This is a genomic window from Gracilibacillus halophilus YIM-C55.5, assembly GCF_000359605.1.
In the GTDB taxonomy this organism is placed as follows: Bacteria; Bacillota; Bacilli; order Bacillales; family Amphibacillaceae; genus Gracilibacillus; species Gracilibacillus halophilus.
Window position 1 is genome coordinate 62,123 of sequence record NZ_APML01000005.1, and the last position, 18,062, is coordinate 80,184.

Here is an 18,062-nt window from a genome sequence, read left to right on the forward strand (position 1 = left end):
GTTTGACTTATAAGCTGTAAGAAAAGGACTTCAGCTAAAACTTACTTTTGCGAGCAATTGCCAGTCATGCCTGTGGGAAAGAGTTTTAGCTGAGTGACTCATCTTTCATGAATTGGTAAGCGGTTAATGCCCGTTCTCGTGCTTCCTTATGGTCGACCATTGGATAAGGGTAATCATCACCTAAAGTAATATTTGCTTGTTGTAACACATCGTCAGGTGCCTGTTGAGGTGCATATGTATACTTTGCAGGTAATTGTGACAGTTCGGGCACCCATTTTTTGATGTATGTAGCATCAGGATCGAATCGCTCAGCTTGTCGTATGGGGTTAAAAATTCGAAAATAAGGTGTCGCATCAAATCCTGTGCCAGCGACCCATTGCCATCCAAGTGTATTGAGGGCGATGTCATGATCGATGCTATTTTCTTGAAACCAATATACGCCTTCCAACCAATGAAATAAAAGATGCTTTACCAAGAATGAACCGGCAACCATGCGAACGCGATTGTGCATCCAACCTGTCTCTGCTAATTGACGCATTCCAGCATCAACGAGCGGATAGCCTGTTTTTCCTTGTTTCCAGTCTGTGAATAGTTGTGGTTGTATTTTTTGGTAAGGAAACGCTTGATATTTTGACTGTAAAGGTTGAGTTGTAATATGCGGATATTCGACTAGTTGATGATAGGCAAAATCTCGCCAAGCTAATTGTCTAAGAAACGCTTCCACACTATCGTGATTGATGTTGCCACTTGCTTCCACTGTTTCCTGCGCATCGTGCCAGAGGAATCGTGGGCTGATTTCTCCCCAAGCTAGATGTGGAGAGAGCTTTGAAGTCACATCAATGGCAGGCATAGTACGATAGGTGAGGTAATCGCTCAAACCATGGTGTAGGAAGTTTTGCCATTGTTTTATGGCCATTGGTTCACCAGGCGTCCAATACTTGTGGAGATCGATGTCATCTGTGTTTATTTTAGGCATATCATTGGTGATTGTTTCGTTGGACCATTGAATCGAATCTGGTTTTGGTAATGGTTTTGGGACAGGAATCGAACGTAATGCCTTCCAAAAGGGTGTAAAAATTTTAAATGGTTCGTTCTTCTTATTTCGGATGGATGTTGGTGGAAATAACAGGTTCGCTTCAAATCCTCGCAACGTTATTCTCGATTGACTAAACAGATGATGCAACTCGTCTTGTTGCGTTTGAGCATCGGGCTCATAACGAACGTGATAATAAATGGCTTGTGCTTGGATTGTATGAGCCAATTCGTATAATGTTTCTGGAGTAGTGCCTTCTTTTATGATCAAACGACCACCTATTGCTTTGATCTGTTTTTGGAGAGTACGAAGAGATTGTTGCAACCACCATAATCTATGCGGTGGTAGGCTTTGATATTCAGACGAAAGAATAAAAACAGGGAGTACTTCACCGTCTTGAGCGGCATGATATAAAGCAGGGTGATCCAGCAATCGCAAATCATTTTGAAACCAAACAATAATTGTAGGCATAATCAGATGGATTCTCCTTTATGAATGAAATCAAGTATCGTGCGTTTACAATTATAGTATACAAAAAGTGACGACTGATCACGACTAAAACAGTTTGGGATAAAATGTATATAAGGAAAGCGATGTGTTTGATAAAGTGGGACATCGTGAATCGTATCAAAAAAAGAACTTTATCTAGTGAGAACCAGATAAAGTTCTTTTTGGTTTTGGATAAAATCTTTTTGGATTTAGATGACGCCTTGAGCGATCATTGCGTCTGCTACTTTTGTAAAACCAGCAATATTTGCGCCAACAACGAGGTTACCGCTATGGCCATATTCTTCAGCAGCTGAGACACTGTTCTTATAAATATTGCGCATAATTTCTTGAAGTTTTTCATCCACTTCTTCAAATTTCCAAGAAAGACGAGCACTATTTTGAGCCATTTCTAGAGCAGATACAGCTACTCCGCCAGCGTTTGCTGCTTTTGCTGGTCCGAATAAAATATCTTTTTCTAAAAATACATCAATAGCCTTCAAAGTAGATGGCATATTCGCACCTTCGCCAACGGCTTTAACACCATTTTTGACTAATGTTTGAGCAGATTCTTCATTTAACTCGTTTTGCGTTGCACATGGTAACGCGATGTCACATGGAACGTTCCAAATACCTTCAAAACCAGCTGTATATTCTGCCTCAGGATGTTCATTCACATATTCTTTAATTCGTTTTCTCTCAACTTCTTTTAGACGCTTCACGGTTTCTAGGTTGATACCGTTTTTGTCATAGATATATCCGCCAGAATCACTGCAGGCAACCACTTTTGCGCCGAGTTCGGTTGCTTTTTGAATCGCATATGTGGACACATTACCTGAACCGGATACAACAACTGTTTTTCCGTTGAAGCTATCACCTTTATCTTTTAGCATTTCTTCTACGAAATAGACGGTCCCGAAACCAGTTGCTTCTGGTCTTGCTAAGCTTCCGCCAAAGTTTAATCCTTTACCAGTAAGAACTCCCGCTTGGAAGCTGCCACGCATTTTCTTGTATTGGCCGAATAAGTAGCCAACTTCGCGTCCACCAACACCAATATCACCAGCAGGGACATCTGTGTCTGGTCCGATATGTTTGCCTAGTTCACTCATAAAGCTTTGGCAGAAACGCATAATTTCACCATCAGATTTTCCTTTAGGATCAAAATCGGATCCGCCTTTGCCACCACCAATTGGTTGACCAGTTAGTGAGTTTTTGAAAATTTGTTCAAAACCTAAGAATTTGATAATGCTTGCGTTTACGGATGGGTGAAAACGCAAACCGCCCTTATATGGTCCAATGGCACTGTTGAACTGTACACGGAAGCCTCGGTTTACTTGAACGTTTCCTTCGTCATCAACCCATGGCACACGGAAAGAAACGATTCGTTCAGGCTCAACCATGCGTTCTAAAATACTTTGCTCCATATAAACGGGATGTTTTGCAAATACAGGAACTAATGAGTCGAAAATCTCTTTGACAGCCTGATGGAATTCGGTCTCATTTGGATTTCTCTGTTTGACCGTTTCGAATACGTCATTTACGTAGTTTTGTGCAACTTGATTTGCATTTGTCATATCTTATTTGCTCTCTCCTTACTTTTTGTATTTTTATGTAAAGCATAAGCGTGACACCAAAAATGTAATCGGTTCTATCTTTCTCTAGGAAGTAGAAGAACATACAGTGAAATCAATCGAATCATTCGATGTGTTTGATCACTATAATTTAGTGTATTATAGCAAATTGATCTAAACAATATGTATGCGAGATGAAACCAATGCTTTTTTGAGATAGGTTCGTCTTGCTATTGACTTTTGATCGTTTGGTCAGATGGTACAAACCTAAGCATAAGCATGCCCATCACAAAAAGTACTACTAAACTTAGAATGCCCGCATTGGAGTGACCTGTGATTTGCGCAGTTGCCCCCATAAGCACCGGTCCACTGATAGACGCGAATTTTCCGAAAATATTATAAAAGCCAAAAAATTGATTCGCATGATTGTGAGGAATCAGTTTTGCAAAATAGGATCGGCTGAGTGCTTGGATACCTCCTTGAGACGAAGCGACAAGCATGGCCAAGATCCAAAAATCAAGAGCCGTGTCTAAAAAATAGCCATAGATACAAACGATGATATAGATCGTCATCCCAACGTAAAGCATACTTTTGGCAGAGAATCGATCGGATAATTTGCCGTAAATCACAGCAAACGGTGCAGCGACAACTTGTGTCACAAACAATGCGATGAGTAAGACATTTGCATCTAATCCGACATCAGTACCGTAAGCAGTTGACATGGAAATAATCGTACCAACACCATCTATGTAAAAGAAGTAAGCGATGAGAAAAATGGTGACATATTTATATTGTTTGACGTGTTTCATCGTTTGCCATAAATTTTGAAAACTCTGCTTCATCGGTTGAGGACTTCGTGGCACATAATGCTTTTGCTGAACATGTTTCATCATGGAAATCGAAAAGGTGGCCCACCAAATCGCCGTAATGAGAAAAGCCATTCGACTCGCAGCAGCACTGGAAAGAGGTAATATCTCCTGTTGGGCGAGCAAAATAATCGATATGCTAATAAGAAAAGGAATGGTACTACCGATGTAGCCAAGTGCAAACCCACGTGATGAGACGTGATTCATCCGCTTTTCATTGGTGACATCGACTAAAAAAGCATCATAAAAAATATTAGCACCGGTTGATCCAAGTGAGGCAAACGTATAACAAATGAGTAAGACAAGCCATTGTCCTTGTGGGACAAAAATTAATGCAATCGTCGATAAGATACCTACTGTCATAAAGCCGACAAAAAACTTTTTCTTAAACCCTTGATAATCGGCAACCGTACCTAAAATCGGTCCAAGAACAGCTAAGATAAACGTAAAGATTGAAATTGTATAGCCGAGATATGCCGTTGAATCAGCAGCGTTCACTCCAGCTTCGGTCGCTTGTGCTTTATAAAATATCGGAAAAATAGCAGTCGTAATAATGACTGAGAATGCCGAATTTCCCCAATCGTAAAACATCCAACTTCTTTCAGCCTTCGAAAATGTGCGCATATTGCATCCCCCCACTACCATTTTACTAGAAATACGGAAAGAACCGATATGAAATATAAAAATTTTACAAGAAGTTTATAATCATTGAAAAAGGGGGGACAGTAGATTACATAGGATCAGTAGAAAGGGTGATGTGTGAATGTATAAATCGTTGCAAGCATTTTTTACATCAGAAGATGATGCTGAAGAAGTTCGTGCACAGTTCAATACGTTGAAAACCAATGATATTCGGATTGATTACGTTCCTGATCTAGGACAAGACTTGTTTTTGACGCCTCTTGCCTACTCTGGACATGGCACGAGTGGCATGGGAGTAGGTGGTGGTATCGTCGCCTCATTTACGAATCATCAAGGGATATTGGCTAATGAGGCGAATAGAACCATATGGTTGAATGTAAAGTCGAGGAATCTAATTATCAAGATGCATTGCAGATTATCATGGAAAATGACGGATATGTTGATAAAGGAATCTTTCGTGAGAAAAGCTAGCTTACCGCAAAAAAATTCGCTTTTTCGCAAGAATGATGGGTATTTTCGCAAAATTATAATGAATTTCGCAAAAATGATAGACATTCTCGCGAAAATACAAATTTTAAATTGACAAACTTGTATATACAGGATAGAATGAAAACGTAATCATAAAACTTGTATATACAAGGTAAAACAAACAAGAAGTAAAGGAGGAAACAACATGAGTAAATACTCAGAACAGGCAAAGGAACTGTTGGATAAGGTTGGCGGCAGTGAAAATATATCAGTTGTCACTCATTGTGCAACAAGAATGCGCTTTGTCTTAAATGATACAAGTAAAGCAGACGAGAAAGCGATTGAAGATATTGATATTGTAAAAGGAACATTTACTTCAGCCGGACAATTTCAAGTGATCATCGGAAATGAAGTCGCTTCCTTTTATAATGAATTTACGAAAATTTCTGGTGCAGATGATAGTTCAAAGGATGAGGCGAAAGAGGCAGCGAAACAAAATATGAGTTTGATTCAAAGGCTCGTCTCTCATTTAGCGGAAATTTTTACACCGATCATCCCAGCGTTAGTTGTCGGTGGTTTGATTCTAGGTTTCCGTAACGTCATTGGTGCGATTAATTTGGTAAATGACGGAACGCAAACATTAGCAGAAACGTATCAATTTTGGTCAGGACTTTATGATTTTCTTTGGTTAATTGGTGAGGCCATTTTTCATTTCTTACCTGTTGCCATTACATGGGCGATTGCTCGGAAGATGGGAACGACGCAAGTTCTTGGAATCGTTTTAGGTATTACGTTAGTCTCGCCACAGTTGTTAAATGCCTATAGTGTTGCTGGTGCAGAAGAGATACCATTTTGGGACTTTGGGTTTACGCAGATCGATATGATCGGTTATCAAGCGCAAGTAATTCCAGCCATTCTCGCAGGATTCGTCCTTTCTTATTTGGAAATCGGTTTGCGAAAAGTTATTCCAAGTGTAGTATCCATGATATTTGTACCATTTTTCGCACTCATTCCTGCTGTACTCGCAGCTCATGTCATACTTGGCCCGATTGGTTGGGAAATCGGATCTTGGATTTCTGATATTGTGTATTCTGGTTTAACTTCGGCATTTGGTTGGCTATTTGCTGCTGTATTTGGTTTTGCGTATGCTCCGTTAGTCGTCACTGGATTGCATCATATGACGAATGCCATTGACTTACAACTAATGAGCGATTTTGGTGGGACAAATTTATGGCCGATGATTGCGCTTTCCAATATTGCTCAAGGTTCGGCCGTAGTTGCGATGATTTATTTGAATCGTAAGGATAAGCAGGAACAACAAGTGTCTGTTCCAGCTGCGATCTCCTGCTATTTAGGTGTTACAGAACCCGCGATGTACGGGATTAACTTAAAATACTTGTTCCCGTTTATTGCAGGCATTATTGGTTCATCTATTGCGGCTGTTATATCCGTCGGTTCAGGGGTGATGGCGAATTCAATCGGTGTTGGCGGTCTACCTGGTGTACTTTCGATTCAAGTAGCCGATATTTTAGCCTTTTGTGTAGCGATGATCGTAGCTATTGTCGTCCCGATTTTACTAACGATCATTTTAGCGAAGACGAAAATGGGTAAAGACGCTTATCAACGACTAGGAAAATAGATGTAAAAAAGGGGAGCAATCACTCCTCTTTTTCCTATTCATGAGGTGAAATATAAAGAGGAAGGTGACAAGCATGAATCAACAATGGTGGCAACAATCGGTTGTTTATCAAATTTATCCGAAAAGTTTTAATGATACAACTGGAAATGGTATTGGTGATATTCAAGGGATCATTGAAAAGTTAGATTATTTACAAACTTTAGGGGTCGATGTGATTTGGTTGACGCCGATTTATGCCTCGCCACAACGCGATAATGGCTATGATATTTCCGATTACTATTCCATCGATCCCATGTATGGAACGATGGCTGATTTTGAAGAATTGCTTCAACAAGCTCATCAAAAAGGGATCAAAGTCATTATGGATATCGTTGTCAATCATACATCGACAGAGCATGAATGGTTTCAACAAGCGAAACGTTCCAAGCAGAATCCGTATCGTGATTTTTATATTTGGCAAGATGGAAACGATGGTGATGTACCGACCAATTGGCAATCAAAATTCGGTGGTTCTGCTTGGCAGTATGATGACACAACGAAACAATACTATTTACACTTATTTGACGTTACCCAAGCGGATCTCAATTGGGAAAATGAACAAGTACGTAATGAAGTGTATCAAATGATGAATTTCTGGTTAGATAAAGGGGTCGATGGTTTCCGGCTAGATGTGATCAATCTGATTAGCAAGGATCAACGGTTCCCGAATGATGTACCGCCAGGGGATGGTAGGACGTTTTATACCGATGGCCCCCGCGTGCATGAATTTTTGCATGAGATGAACCAAAACGTTTTTAAAGGGCGCCAGACGATGACGGTGGGAGAAATGTCGTCAACGACCGTCGAAGATTGTGTGAAGTACACACGTCCTGAACGAGAAGAGTTAGATATGACCTTTCAATTCCATCATTTAAAAGTAGACTATCCAAATGGTGAAAAATGGACAAAGGCGCCATTTGATTTTCTTGAGCTGAAACGAATTTTATCAAAATGGCAAGTGCAAATGCATCAAGGCGGCGGTTGGAATGCGTTGTTTTGGTGTAACCATGATCAGCCAAGGATTGTCTCCCGTTTCGGCGACGATCAAACCTATCATAAAGAATCGGCAAAAATGTTAGCCACAACGATTCATATGATGCAGGGAACGCCATATATTTACCAAGGCGAAGAGTTTGGCATGACAAACCCAGGTTTTGATTCCATTACTGATTATCAAGATGTGGAATCCATTAATATGTACAAGATGAAAAAGGAAGAAGGTATGCCAGAAGAGGAGATCCTGTCGATTTTACAAGAGAAATCGCGTGATAATTCGCGAACCCCCGTGCAGTGGAATTCACAACCTCACGCTGGGTTTACAACGGGCACGCCATGGTTAAAAGTTCCGTCTTCATATGAAGAGATAAACGCACAGAAAGCAGTGGATGATCCGTCTTCAATATTCTATCATTATCAATCATTAATTCATCTTCGCAAACAATACGAGGTCATCACAGACGGAGATTATCGCTTGATTTTCCCTGATCATCATGCTATTTTTGCTTATATACGAGAGAATGACGATGAGCAATTACTTGTGATAAATAATTTTTATGGTGAAGATACGGTGTTTGCATTACCAGAGAATATAGGTCTCGTTCATCACGCAGGAGAGGTCTTATTGGCAAATTATCCAGATGTGAGCCGTTCATTTAACCAGCTCACACTAAGACCATACGAATCCATCGTTTATTATCTAACTAAATAAATGGAGAGTTCTATGCGGAATAAGTATTTTATCATTTATCAAGACATGGTGGAACAATTAAATAAAGCGAAATATGTGCCGAACGAGTATTTACCTTCTGAGCATGAATTAATGGAACAGTTTCAAACGTCGCGCGAAACTGTTCGGAAGGCATTACACTTGCTGGCGCAAAACGGTTATATTCAAAAGATTCGAGGGAAAGGATCTTTAGTTATTGACCGTAGCAAGTTTGATTTCCCTGTATCCGGATTGGTCAGTTTTAAGGAGCTAGCAGAGAATTTAGATCAAACGCCGACGACGACAGTGCACCAATGTGAACGAATGACACCGTCTGACTTTGTCCGTGATCAATTGCGCCTGGCTTATACTGATCAAGTGTGGGAAGTGGTTCGCACGCGATCGTTTGATAACAGTCGTATTATTTTGGATAAAGACTATTTAGCGGAAAAATATGTTCCTTATCTCACGAAAGACATTGCCCAAGATTCGATTTATGCTTATGTAGAAGGTGAATTGGAATTAACGATTAGTTTCGCGAAAAAGGAAATTGTCGTTGAGGAGCCAACAAAGGAAGATCGATCGTTGTTGGATCTAGAAGGCTTTCATAATATCGTTGTGATTAAAAACTATGTCTATTTAGAAGATGCGAGCTTATTCCAATATACGGAGTCGAGACATCGTCCTGATAAATTCCGCTTTGTCGACTTTGCCAGACGGAATCAATGACACAGAAAACGCCTCTTTCGTTGCTAGGTGATTGACCAACCTAGTACGAAATGGAGGCGTTTTTCATGTCTATGATTTTAATAACAGATAAATGAAGTAAGGTGCGCTTAATAAGGCAATGATGACACCGACGGGAAGCGAAGTGGGTGACAGTAAGTTCTCGCTTAAAATATCTGCTGTTACTAAGATAAAGGCACCAATTAACGTCGCGACAGGAATCATATATTGATGCATCGGACCGACGAGTTTTCTTGCAATATGCGGTGCGACTAACCCTAAGAAGCAATGCCGCCACCAGCTGCAACTGAAGCACCAGCTAAGGACACTGCCAGCACTAGAAGAATCAATCGTTCTTTCTCCACTCGAGCCCCCAAGCTTGAAGCGACAGCATCCGTCAATGTCATCACATTTAAGGCATGATATTTCCAAATCACGATCGGAATCAGTAAGATCATCCATGGCAGTAATCCCCAGACAAACATCCAACTCGTATTCCAAATATCACCCGATAGCCAGACTGTCACTTGACGAAAGTCTTGTGGATCCATTTTGAGTTGAAAAATGATCAGTGCCGCTTGAAATGCTGCATTGACGCCGATACCCACTAAAATCAGTCGTACTGGGCTAATTCCTTCTCGCCATGACAGTACGTAAATCACGACGGCTGCCACTAATGCCCCAAGAAAAGCAAAACCAGGCATCGAAAACACTGAAATCAAAGAATCAGTGTTCATCTCACCTTGAAAAAAGTAGATAAACAATACGATAGAAAAGCCTGCCCCTGCATTGATCCCGATAATACCAGGTTCAGCCAGCTCATTTTGCGTAATCGATTGTAAGACAGCACCTGAAGTCGCGAGTCCAGCCCCGATTAATATAGCTAGCAAAATACCAGGCAGTCGAAATTGAAAGAGAACGAGTGCTTGATCCTCAGTGCCATTACCTGTAATGGTTTGCCATACTTCGAGCGGGGAAATGTTCATCGTGCCCACATTTAAACTGATGAGACTGCTAATGATAATTGCTGTTGTACATAATATAAGAATCAAGATGAATCGTTGTTTTCTCATATATTTGCACCGCCTCTCCCTCGCGCTAAATAAAGGAAAAATGGCACACCGATAATTGAGGTGATCGCTCCCACAGGCGTTTCAAAAGGAGCGTTGACCGTTCGCGCTAAGATATCAGCGATGACTAATAGAAGCGCACCAAAAATAGCCGATGACGGAATAATCCAACGGTAATCAGTGCCAACAAGAAAGCGCATGATATGAGGAACAATCAAGCCAATAAAACCGACGGCTCCGGCAGTTGTGACGGCTGCCCCTGTTAATATAAATACGGCAATAATCGCAACGAATTTGATCCACACATTTCTTTGACCGAGCCCTGAAGCGACATCGTCTCCGAGCGATAAAAGTGTTAATGAATGTGCAATCAATAGCGCTAGAATAAATCCGATACTACCAGTGATGCCTAGAACATAAACGGAAGTCCATGTTGTATTCGCTAAGCCACCAGCAATCCAAAAGCTTAACTGTTTTTCTAATTGGAAGTGTAAGGAGATAATCGACGTAAAGGATTGTACAAAGGTCCCAATTGCTACACCAGCTAACGCGAGTTTTACAGGTGTTAATCCACCTCTTGATGCATTTCCGATCATAAAAACGGCAATAACAGTAAGTCCAGCTCCAATAAACGCAGCGAAAGTTTGTCCCATATTTGAAAGAGATGGAAAGAAAGCAAGTGCTATGACTAGCCCAAATGCAGCCCCATCGGTTACCCCCATAATCGAAGGTGAAGCTAAGGGATTTCTTGTCATTCCCTGCATAATGGCACCTGCTGTGGCGAGGAAAGCTCCAACAAAAACGGACCCAATCCCTCTAGGTAATCGAATATCACGTATAACAAGATGTTCTGAATTTTCTTGATGAAATTGAAATATACTATTCCAAACGGTTGTTATATTAATATCAGTCGCCCCGTACGTAATGGAAGCCATAAGGGCGAAAAATAACAATACAAACCCGATGATGATAAAGATCAGATTGAACCGTTGTGGACGGCTCTTTAATCGGTTCGTTTCTTGCATGCATATCCCTTCTCATAAACGATGATAGAGGTAGTATATCGGCAAATCAAACATTCATCAATAGTTGAAAAGAAATGCTTGAATTTTTAATTGAAAATGATTATCATATTCGTTAGGGAATTTATCATAAATAAAGGAATGATGCACCGATGAAGAAATATATTGTGTTGCTTGCCATGGGCTTCGTGTTGTTCTTAACAGCTTGTGGTAATAATAACGGACAAGAAGAAACCGATGGTGAGGGTGAGTCGACCAATACATCCGATCCTATTATCGTATCAGGCCAAAATGGTGTTGAATTAGATGCTGTCCCTGAACGAGTCATCGCACCGTATATGGAAGATACATTGGTGGCCCTAGGTGTTAAACCAGTGGCTCAATGGGCAATCGGGGATACGGTACAAAATTATTTACAAGATGATTTAGAAGGCGTTGAAAAAATTGAGTGGGATTTACCGCCTGAGTCTGTATTAAGTCATGATCCAGATTTAATTATTTTAAGTGCGTTGGATTCTATGGCAGGTCAACTCGAGGATTATGAAAATATCGCACCGACATATGTGTTTGAACCAAGCGTACATGCGGATCTGCGAGAGCAAGTACTTACTGTCGGCAAACTATTGGATAAAGAAGATGAAGCAGAAGAACGCTTAGCGGCTTATGATGAGCATGTTACGCAAGCAAAGGAAACATTATCTGATGAAGTGGCAGATGAGACCGTAGCGATGATTTGGGTAAGCGGTGATCAATACTTTATGTTTGAAGAAGATCGTCACGCAGCTAAAGTGCTTTATCAAGATGTAGGTCTAACGCCGTCTGATGTAACGAAGGAGTTAGGTGAAGCCGGTGAGAATTGGGATCCTATCTCATTAGAAAAATTATCTGAACTACAAGCGGATCATCTATTCTTACTTGGCAAAGAGGATGCAGCTGGCATGGAAACATTAGAAAACAGTAGCATTTATCAAAATCTCCCTGCAGTCCAAAATGAGCAAGTATATCACATCGAAGACCAAAGTAACTGGACCAATAAAGGCATTATCGCTTATGAACAAACCCTCGATGAAGTCGTGGACGTTTTTACCGATGAATCATAATGTTGGATCGAACATTATGCATATAAACCTCATGAATATAAACAGGGAACGACTGGCGATTCGCGGTCGTTCCCTTTTTGATTTACCAGAAGAAAAATGGCAAGAATGCAACGGTAGCGATGGCGCCTAAAGCAATACCTAGTCCAAGTCCCCGGCCGTATCCTCCATAAGGACCATAATAGCCCCAGCATATCCGCCTGGACTTGCGCCAAGTGGTTCAATGAAGACGCGAGACGGTGTCACTCTTTTAATCACACCTTTATGCATTTTTCCATCATGGGTAACGATTTTCGCCGGTCGACCGATGTTTTTACAACACATATCATAGTGTCTTTGTGACATAGACGTAACTCCTTTCATCCTAGCGTAATAGTAGACTATGTGAACATCACTAGGATTGCGTGGACAAATGCCAAGGGAGATACGCCCTAATTGTTCGCTTTGTCATCCGTAAAGCTTTCTAAAATGTCTTCATTGTGCGTATAGAGCAATTGTTTTATGGAACATTGGTGCTTCTGGCAATAGTGCCGAATGATATGATAACCCATATGATACCCGAAGTTTTTAGGTAGTGTGCCGCCACCATACATGATTTTGTCGTGTAAAGGATGAAAACGGGTGATGTGCTGTTGAGTCTGAATCCATTTTTGCCATAACGTTTGTGCTTCTTGTGCGCTAAACTTCTCCAACCATTGATTGCCATAGTCGGCCCCGAGGATTTGTCTTACCGTATACTCGGCAATCCCTTCTAACAAAATGGCATCCGTTACATCAAACGCATCGTCTTCTTTGCTTAAATAATGAAGCCTGCATGTATGGTTATATTCATGAATCAATACCGCTGCCAACTGTTTGCTTGATGCGGTTGTACTGACAAAAAGAAATACCTTATCTTGAAAACTTAATCCAGCGTTCCCATGAAACCACTCTCGTAATTCATGACTCCGTTCATCAGAAGGGAGGATAAAAACAGTTGTATCTGGCCCGTTCCATTGTTTGCGAAGTTTCTGAAACAATTTGTTCACAACTCGTCGGTAGTTTCGCTTTACCCATTTTTGAATCATGTGTTTATCATGAACAGTTGGAGAAAATAAACCGTGACGAATGAAATGCTGTTGAATCGTTGTCGCATCTGTTTGTTGAAAATAGTGTTGTAATGGTTGGCAGATGGATTGAATCTGTGCTCTCGCAGGTTCCATTGCTCTTGTTTCGATTTGTCGGGTGTAGTCAGCGAGCCATTTTTCGGTTGGTTTAATACTCACGTTGCTCCCTCCGATGGCTTTACTACATACAATCCCGCTGCGAGTTGATCATGATATGTTGCGTTAATGATCTGGTGTGTACGTAATGTTTCGAAGGCGTCTTCATCCCATTGGAAGTTCTCATTCTTTTGCAACCATTCGCCTTTCAATTGCTTATCGAGATATTCAAAATGCTGGATGGTACAATCATGCTGGCGAAAGATGGATGCCCATTCTTCATAAGTGTGTAAGGAAGGAATGTCATAAAAATCTTCAATTAATTGTTTATCTGCATCGGTTAACGTATCGCTAGCCGTCATTTCTACAAAAACCATCGTTCCTTGAGGGATAATAAGGCGCGCGAGTTCTTTCATGCTTTGTGATGTGTTGGTAAACGACAGAACCGATTCAGCAATGATGAAGTCAAAACTTTGATCTGCGTATGGTAGTTGATGCACATCAGCTTGTTTGATCATGATTTGGGGATAATGATGAGTGTTCGTTTTCGCCATGTGAATCATTTGTTCATCATGATCAATTGCTGTAATCGGCGCGTTTGTCAGTCGAGTGAGTTGTTTTGCCGTTTCGCCGATGCCACAGCCCACTTCTAAAATATGAGAGAAAGCGGATATATCGAGCTCCTCTGTCCATTTTTTCGTTGTATCGCTTCCACCAGGATGGGCGTAACCAATGCCAAGGTTGGCTATCAATTGTTGATAAGACACGATCCGCACAACTCCTTTCTTTCATAGTGGTTTAACTTTGATATGAATTGTAGTAAGATTAATTATGTCGTTGAAAATAGTGTATACTTCAAGGGTAAAGAAGGTGAATCAGTTGAATGAAAAAGAAATTGAATTGCTGAAATTGTTAGAAAAGAATGGAAGACTTGATGCTGAAACGATTGGCAAAATGCTTGATGTATCAGCTGATGAAGTTGAACAAATGATTGCCAAATTAGAAAAAGAAAATGCGATTCTTGGCTATTCAACATTGGTTGACTGGTCAAATGTTTACGAATATGAAGGCGTAGCTGCTCTTATTGACGTAAAAGTGACACCAGCAAGAGGAGTAGGCTTTGATAAAATTGCTTCTCGTATTTATCGTTTTCCTGAGGTTAAGGCGGTTTATTTAATGTCTGGGGCTTATGATTTAAGTATATCAGTGGAAGGCAAAACGATGATGGAAGTGAGCCGTTTTGTTTCAGAAAAATTATCTACGTTAGATACGGTGCTTTCCACAACCACTCATTTTATTTTGAAAAAGTATAAACACGATGGCATTATCTTTGATGAAGATGATGACCAAGATAAAAGGATTATGGTGTCGCCATGAGTTCATCCTATTTAGCAGACCACGTCCAGACATTAAAACCATCAGGCATTCGAAAGTTCTTTGATGTTGCTTCCCAAATGGAGAATGTGATTTCTCTTGGTGTCGGAGAACCAGACTTTGTGACACCATGGAATGTGATTGAAGCTAGTTATCATTCGTTAGAACAAGGGTATACCGCTTATACAGCAAATGCGGGATTGCCAGAATTACGAGAAGAAATTAGCGAATATTTACGCCAAACGTTTACGGTTACGTACCAGCCAGAGACGCAGGTATTAGTTACCGTAGGGGCGAGTCAAGCGATTGATTTAGCTTTACGTGCGATTCTGAATCCAGGCGATGAAGTTATCGTCGTTGAGCCTAGCTTTGTCTCTTATGCACCAACTGTTGGGCTTGCTGGTGGTGTGGTGAAAGTCATTGATACCAAGCCAGAAAATGAATTTAAAGTAACACCAAGTCAAATTGAAGAAGTCGTTACTGATCGTACGAAAGCGATTGTGTTATGCAGTCCCAATAACCCAACGGGAACAGTACTGTCACCTGAGGAATTAGAAGGCATTGCTGCTGTACTGAAGAAACATGATATATTAGCGATTTCTGATGAAATTTATGTAGAATTATCTTACGATCAAGCAGCAACCAGTTTGGCAGCTGTAGATGGCATGAAGGAGCGGACGATTTTAATTTCCGGTTTCTCCAAAGCGTTTGCGATGACCGGTTGGCGTTTAGGCTACACAGCAGGTCCAGAAGAAATCATCCAAGCTATGACGAAAATTCATCAATATACGATGATGTGTGCTCCTACAATGGCTCAACATGGCGCGATTGAAGCACTTCGTAACGGTAATGAAAGCGTCATTGAAATGAAGTCAAGCTATCGCCAACGCCGTAATTTTATCGTGAAATCGTTCAATGAAATGGGATTAAGTTGTCATACGCCAGGTGGCGCTTTTTACGTCTTCCCGTCGATTAAAGAAACAGGCTTGACGTCAGAAGAATTTGCCCAAAAGCTATTGGAAGAACAACGAGTCGCCGTAGTACCAGGACACGTCTTTGGTGATAGCGGTGAAGGATATATTCGTTGCTCTTATGCAACATCATTAAAACAATTAGATGAGGCAATCACACGAATGAGTGAATTTGTCCAGAAGTATATCTAGCTAGCAGTGTGAGCTGCTAGTTTTTTCTGTAATGGGCGGCATGATGTAATTTAGGTTTTGAAACCTTGTTGTATCAAGGTATGATCCGCCTATTCATTATAATAACATCCGAATAAGTGACCGATAAAAAGATTCCATTCAACTCGAATGGAATCTTTTTATGAATTTAATAATCCTTTAATTATAGTTTACTTAATATGAAGTTTTTAGATAAAGTATCTTTCTGTAAAATGCAATTATATAGAATGAAATAAAAATATTACCAAATAGTATTTACTTTAAATTTAGAATGTTTTAAAATCATGATATGTCTAGGGAATTTTCCTTGATGACGAACGGATGTCCTTCTGACTGTATTCATATACAGTATGGCAGACTCAAAGTTGAAAATGAATATATATGCCAAATTTGTGGAACAACCACTTTTTTGCCTGGTGGTAATAGGTATGCTGAGGGTCATCATTTACAACCATTAGGTGGGAATCACCATGGTCCTGACATTCTTGAAAATATCATTATTCTGTGCCCTAATCATCATGCAGAGTTTGATTATTGTTCGATTGCAATAAACCCAAATACACTATATATTGAGCATGTTGATACTAATGATTATTATTATAATCGTCCTTTAGCTTATCAAAAAAATAACTTATCAATGGAATTTTTAGAATATCATTATTTTTTGTATTTAAATGGAAAAAATATTTGAAATACAGAGATTAAGAACCTGTCAAGAATGAGGGGGCATTTCAAAATATTTCGACTTAGAAGGGGATAAGACTTTCTGTGTCGTATATTTTGAATGTAAGTCTAAATAATTATTAGGAGCTATTAGCTACATCTTCTTATTAATTTTGTTAAGGGGACAATATAAAATCAGAGAATATATTAATTAAATTTGTGATTTTTGCATTGCTTAATAATCAACAAACGGACTGATTGCGAATTAACTCTTATTTCTTAGTAGACTTTATACTGCGTAATAAGAGTCTTCACGTATAAGAGATTTTGTGAAAGATTATACTTAAGCTCATTGGCAGTTCAGTTTAAGAAAATACATTAATATAGGGGGAAATAATGAGAAGAAATAGAAAGGGTCTTATGCAGTCTTTTATCATATTATCGGGTTCTAATTCCAATATTGTTGATTTAAAGGAAGTTAACAACACATCTCAAAATGACTATATAATAAGAGGGTCTGCCTTAGATGGTAAAGTATTAGTTATAGGAGCTGATAATAAAAGCTCTCTTGAATCTATTCGTAAATCGAATGGAACAACTCTGAATGCTTCAGTTGCTCTAGGAAGAACTCTTTCCATTGCAGCAATGATGTCATCTATGCAAAAAAATGGAGTTTCGACAAATATACATATTAAATGTGATGGACCAATTGAAGGCATTACTGTAAAGGCAAATTCTAAAGGAAAGGTTCAGGGGTATGTAGAAAATCCTAATGTGAATTTAATCCTTGATAATGATGGAAAATTTGAATTAAGTCCTATTATAGGTAAAGGCAATATTGAGGTAATTATGACGCAGAAGAATGGAGAAATTGTAAAAAAAGACTCTCCTATTGTTTCTGGAGAGATAGGTGAAGACTTCTCGTACTACTTTTCAGAGGTACAAGGGATACCTTCTGCAGTAGCAGTTGGAGAATTAATTGATACTGATGAAAGTATAATGGTTTCAGGTGGTTTTATAATACAAATTTTAGAACCCCTGACCGATAAAAATGTTAAAGAATTGGAGAACAGATTAAATCAAATGGAACCACTTTCTACTCAGATAAGCAAGGGAAAAACTATTCATGAAATCTTAGAAAATATAGTTGGTCCTGTTAAAGTACTAGAACGGAAAGAAATAACTAATTAGAGAATTTTAATCTGAATAAAATATTAACACAGGGACATGCATTGGAAAACAAGCAATCAAAGAAATTGAAAACGCAGCAAAAAATGG

The 18,062-nt window shown here is 39.7% G+C and carries 16 protein-coding genes and 1 pseudogene; 9 read left to right on the top strand and 8 right to left on the bottom strand.

Going from position 1 to position 18,062, the window contains the following annotated elements; translation table 11 throughout:
- Positions 1–85: 85 nt before the first annotated feature.
- The 3 genes from J416_RS01620 to J416_RS01630 form a co-directional block, all read right to left on the bottom strand.
- The gene (locus tag J416_RS01620; RefSeq protein ID WP_003463417.1) at positions 86–1,504 is read right to left on the bottom strand and encodes a cryptochrome/photolyase family protein; all 1,419 of its coding nucleotides are present in this window, start codon (positions 1,502–1,504) and stop codon (positions 86–88) included.
- 227 nt (positions 1,505–1,731) lie between these two features.
- Complete coding sequence (gene gdhA / locus J416_RS01625; protein WP_003463419.1) at positions 1,732–3,093, bottom strand: NADP-specific glutamate dehydrogenase; 1,362 nt, start codon at positions 3,091–3,093, stop codon at positions 1,732–1,734.
- A gap of 227 nt (positions 3,094–3,320) precedes the next feature.
- Entirely contained in the window at positions 3,321–4,580 is a 1,260-nt protein-coding gene (locus J416_RS01630) for an MFS transporter (protein ID WP_003463421.1), read from the bottom strand.
- Positions 4,581–4,719: 139 nt separating this feature from the next.
- Here J416_RS01630 and J416_RS01635 point away from each other — a divergent pair, with 139 nt between their 5' ends.
- From J416_RS01635 to treR, 4 genes are all read left to right on the top strand, one after another.
- Positions 4,720–5,181: a hypothetical protein gene (locus J416_RS01635; RefSeq protein ID WP_003463423.1), complete on the top strand. Its 462-nt coding sequence runs from the start codon at positions 4,720–4,722 to the stop codon at positions 5,179–5,181.
- 90 nt (positions 5,182–5,271) lie between these two features.
- The gene (gene treP / locus J416_RS01640) at positions 5,272–6,705 is read left to right on the top strand and encodes a PTS system trehalose-specific EIIBC component (RefSeq protein ID WP_003463425.1); all 1,434 of its coding nucleotides are present in this window, start codon (positions 5,272–5,274) and stop codon (positions 6,703–6,705) included.
- Positions 6,706–6,778: 73 nt separating this feature from the next.
- A complete protein-coding gene (treC, locus tag J416_RS01645) occupies positions 6,779–8,452 on the top strand; it encodes an alpha,alpha-phosphotrehalase (protein ID WP_003463428.1) in 1,674 nt (557 codons plus the stop codon).
- Between the two features lie 12 nt (positions 8,453–8,464).
- Entirely contained in the window at positions 8,465–9,178 is a 714-nt protein-coding gene (gene treR / locus J416_RS01650) for a trehalose operon repressor (RefSeq protein WP_003463431.1), read from the top strand.
- A gap of 69 nt (positions 9,179–9,247) precedes the next feature.
- On the opposite strand, the pseudogene J416_RS01655 reads toward treR, so the two are convergent.
- A pseudogene (locus J416_RS01655) lies at positions 9,248–10,248 on the bottom strand (FecCD family ABC transporter permease).
- Positions 10,245–11,270, bottom strand: a complete 1,026-nt coding sequence (locus tag J416_RS01660; protein ID WP_003463439.1) for a FecCD family ABC transporter permease — start codon at positions 11,268–11,270, stop codon at positions 10,245–10,247. The pseudogene J416_RS01655 and the gene J416_RS01660 overlap by 4 nt, the downstream one beginning before the upstream one ends.
- A 149-nt stretch (positions 11,271–11,419) precedes the next feature.
- Between J416_RS01660 and J416_RS01665 the strand changes: the two genes are divergently transcribed.
- Positions 11,420–12,367, top strand: coding sequence for an ABC transporter substrate-binding protein (locus tag J416_RS01665; protein ID WP_003463442.1), 948 nt, complete (start codon positions 11,420–11,422; stop codon positions 12,365–12,367).
- A gap of 138 nt (positions 12,368–12,505) precedes the next feature.
- Here the strand turns inward: J416_RS01665 and J416_RS01670 are convergent, their stop codons facing one another.
- The 3 genes from J416_RS01670 to J416_RS01680 all read right to left on the bottom strand — a co-directional run bounded on the left by J416_RS01670 (position 12,506) and on the right by J416_RS01680 (position 14,333).
- Positions 12,506–12,709: a hypothetical protein gene (locus tag J416_RS01670; RefSeq protein WP_003463445.1), complete on the bottom strand. Its 204-nt coding sequence runs from the start codon at positions 12,707–12,709 to the stop codon at positions 12,506–12,508.
- An 86-nt stretch (positions 12,710–12,795) separates the two neighbouring features.
- Complete coding sequence (locus J416_RS01675) at positions 12,796–13,629, bottom strand: DUF2268 domain-containing putative Zn-dependent protease (RefSeq protein ID WP_003463447.1); 834 nt, start codon at positions 13,627–13,629, stop codon at positions 12,796–12,798.
- On the bottom strand, positions 13,626–14,333 hold the full coding sequence (locus J416_RS01680; RefSeq protein WP_003463450.1) for a class I SAM-dependent methyltransferase: 708 nt from the start codon (positions 14,331–14,333) through the stop codon (positions 13,626–13,628). Before J416_RS01680 ends, J416_RS01675 begins: the two co-directional genes overlap by 4 nt.
- A 112-nt stretch (positions 14,334–14,445) precedes the next feature.
- Between J416_RS01680 and J416_RS01685 the strand changes: the two genes are divergently transcribed.
- The 4 genes from J416_RS01685 to J416_RS01700 all read left to right on the top strand — a co-directional run bounded on the left by J416_RS01685 (position 14,446) and on the right by J416_RS01700 (position 17,975).
- The gene (locus J416_RS01685) at positions 14,446–14,943 is read left to right on the top strand and encodes an Lrp/AsnC family transcriptional regulator (RefSeq protein WP_003463451.1); all 498 of its coding nucleotides are present in this window, start codon (positions 14,446–14,448) and stop codon (positions 14,941–14,943) included.
- Entirely contained in the window at positions 14,940–16,103 is a 1,164-nt protein-coding gene (locus tag J416_RS01690) for an aminotransferase (protein ID WP_003463452.1), read from the top strand. The genes J416_RS01685 and J416_RS01690 overlap by 4 nt, the downstream gene beginning before the upstream one ends.
- Positions 16,104–16,431: 328 nt before the next feature.
- Positions 16,432–16,812 (top strand): HNH endonuclease, encoded by a 381-nt coding sequence (locus J416_RS14940; RefSeq protein WP_003463453.1) that lies wholly within the window; start codon positions 16,432–16,434, stop codon positions 16,810–16,812.
- Between the two features lie 368 nt (positions 16,813–17,180).
- A complete protein-coding gene (locus tag J416_RS01700) occupies positions 17,181–17,975 on the top strand; it encodes an Hsp33 family molecular chaperone HslO (protein WP_003463454.1) in 795 nt (264 codons plus the stop codon).
- Positions 17,976–18,062 lie beyond the last annotated feature (87 nt).

Excerpts from the sequence above, each read along its gene's own strand:
- J416_RS01620 (WP_003463417.1), bottom strand. The coding sequence starts at position 1,504 with ATGCCTACAATTATTGTTTGGTTTCAAAATGATTTGCGATTGCTGGAT.
- gdhA (WP_003463419.1), bottom strand. The coding sequence starts at position 3,093 with ATGACAAATGCAAATCAAGTTGCACAAAACTACGTAAATGACGTATTC.
- J416_RS01630 (WP_003463421.1), bottom strand. The coding sequence starts at position 4,580 with ATGCGCACATTTTCGAAGGCTGAAAGAAGTTGGATGTTTTACGATTGG.
- J416_RS01635 (WP_003463423.1), top strand. The coding sequence starts at position 4,720 with ATGTATAAATCGTTGCAAGCATTTTTTACATCAGAAGATGATGCTGAA.
- treP (WP_003463425.1), top strand. The coding sequence starts at position 5,272 with ATGAGTAAATACTCAGAACAGGCAAAGGAACTGTTGGATAAGGTTGGC.
- treC (WP_003463428.1), top strand. The coding sequence starts at position 6,779 with ATGAATCAACAATGGTGGCAACAATCGGTTGTTTATCAAATTTATCCG.
- treR (WP_003463431.1), top strand. The coding sequence starts at position 8,465 with ATGCGGAATAAGTATTTTATCATTTATCAAGACATGGTGGAACAATTA.
- J416_RS01660 (WP_003463439.1), bottom strand. The coding sequence starts at position 11,270 with ATGCAAGAAACGAACCGATTAAAGAGCCGTCCACAACGGTTCAATCTG.
- J416_RS01665 (WP_003463442.1), top strand. The coding sequence starts at position 11,420 with ATGAAGAAATATATTGTGTTGCTTGCCATGGGCTTCGTGTTGTTCTTA.
- J416_RS01670 (WP_003463445.1), bottom strand. The coding sequence starts at position 12,709 with ATGTCACAAAGACACTATGATATGTGTTGTAAAAACATCGGTCGACCG.
- J416_RS01690 (WP_003463452.1), top strand. The coding sequence starts at position 14,940 with ATGAGTTCATCCTATTTAGCAGACCACGTCCAGACATTAAAACCATCA.
- J416_RS14940 (WP_003463453.1), top strand. The coding sequence starts at position 16,432 with ATGACGAACGGATGTCCTTCTGACTGTATTCATATACAGTATGGCAGA.
- J416_RS01700 (WP_003463454.1), top strand. The coding sequence starts at position 17,181 with ATGAGAAGAAATAGAAAGGGTCTTATGCAGTCTTTTATCATATTATCG.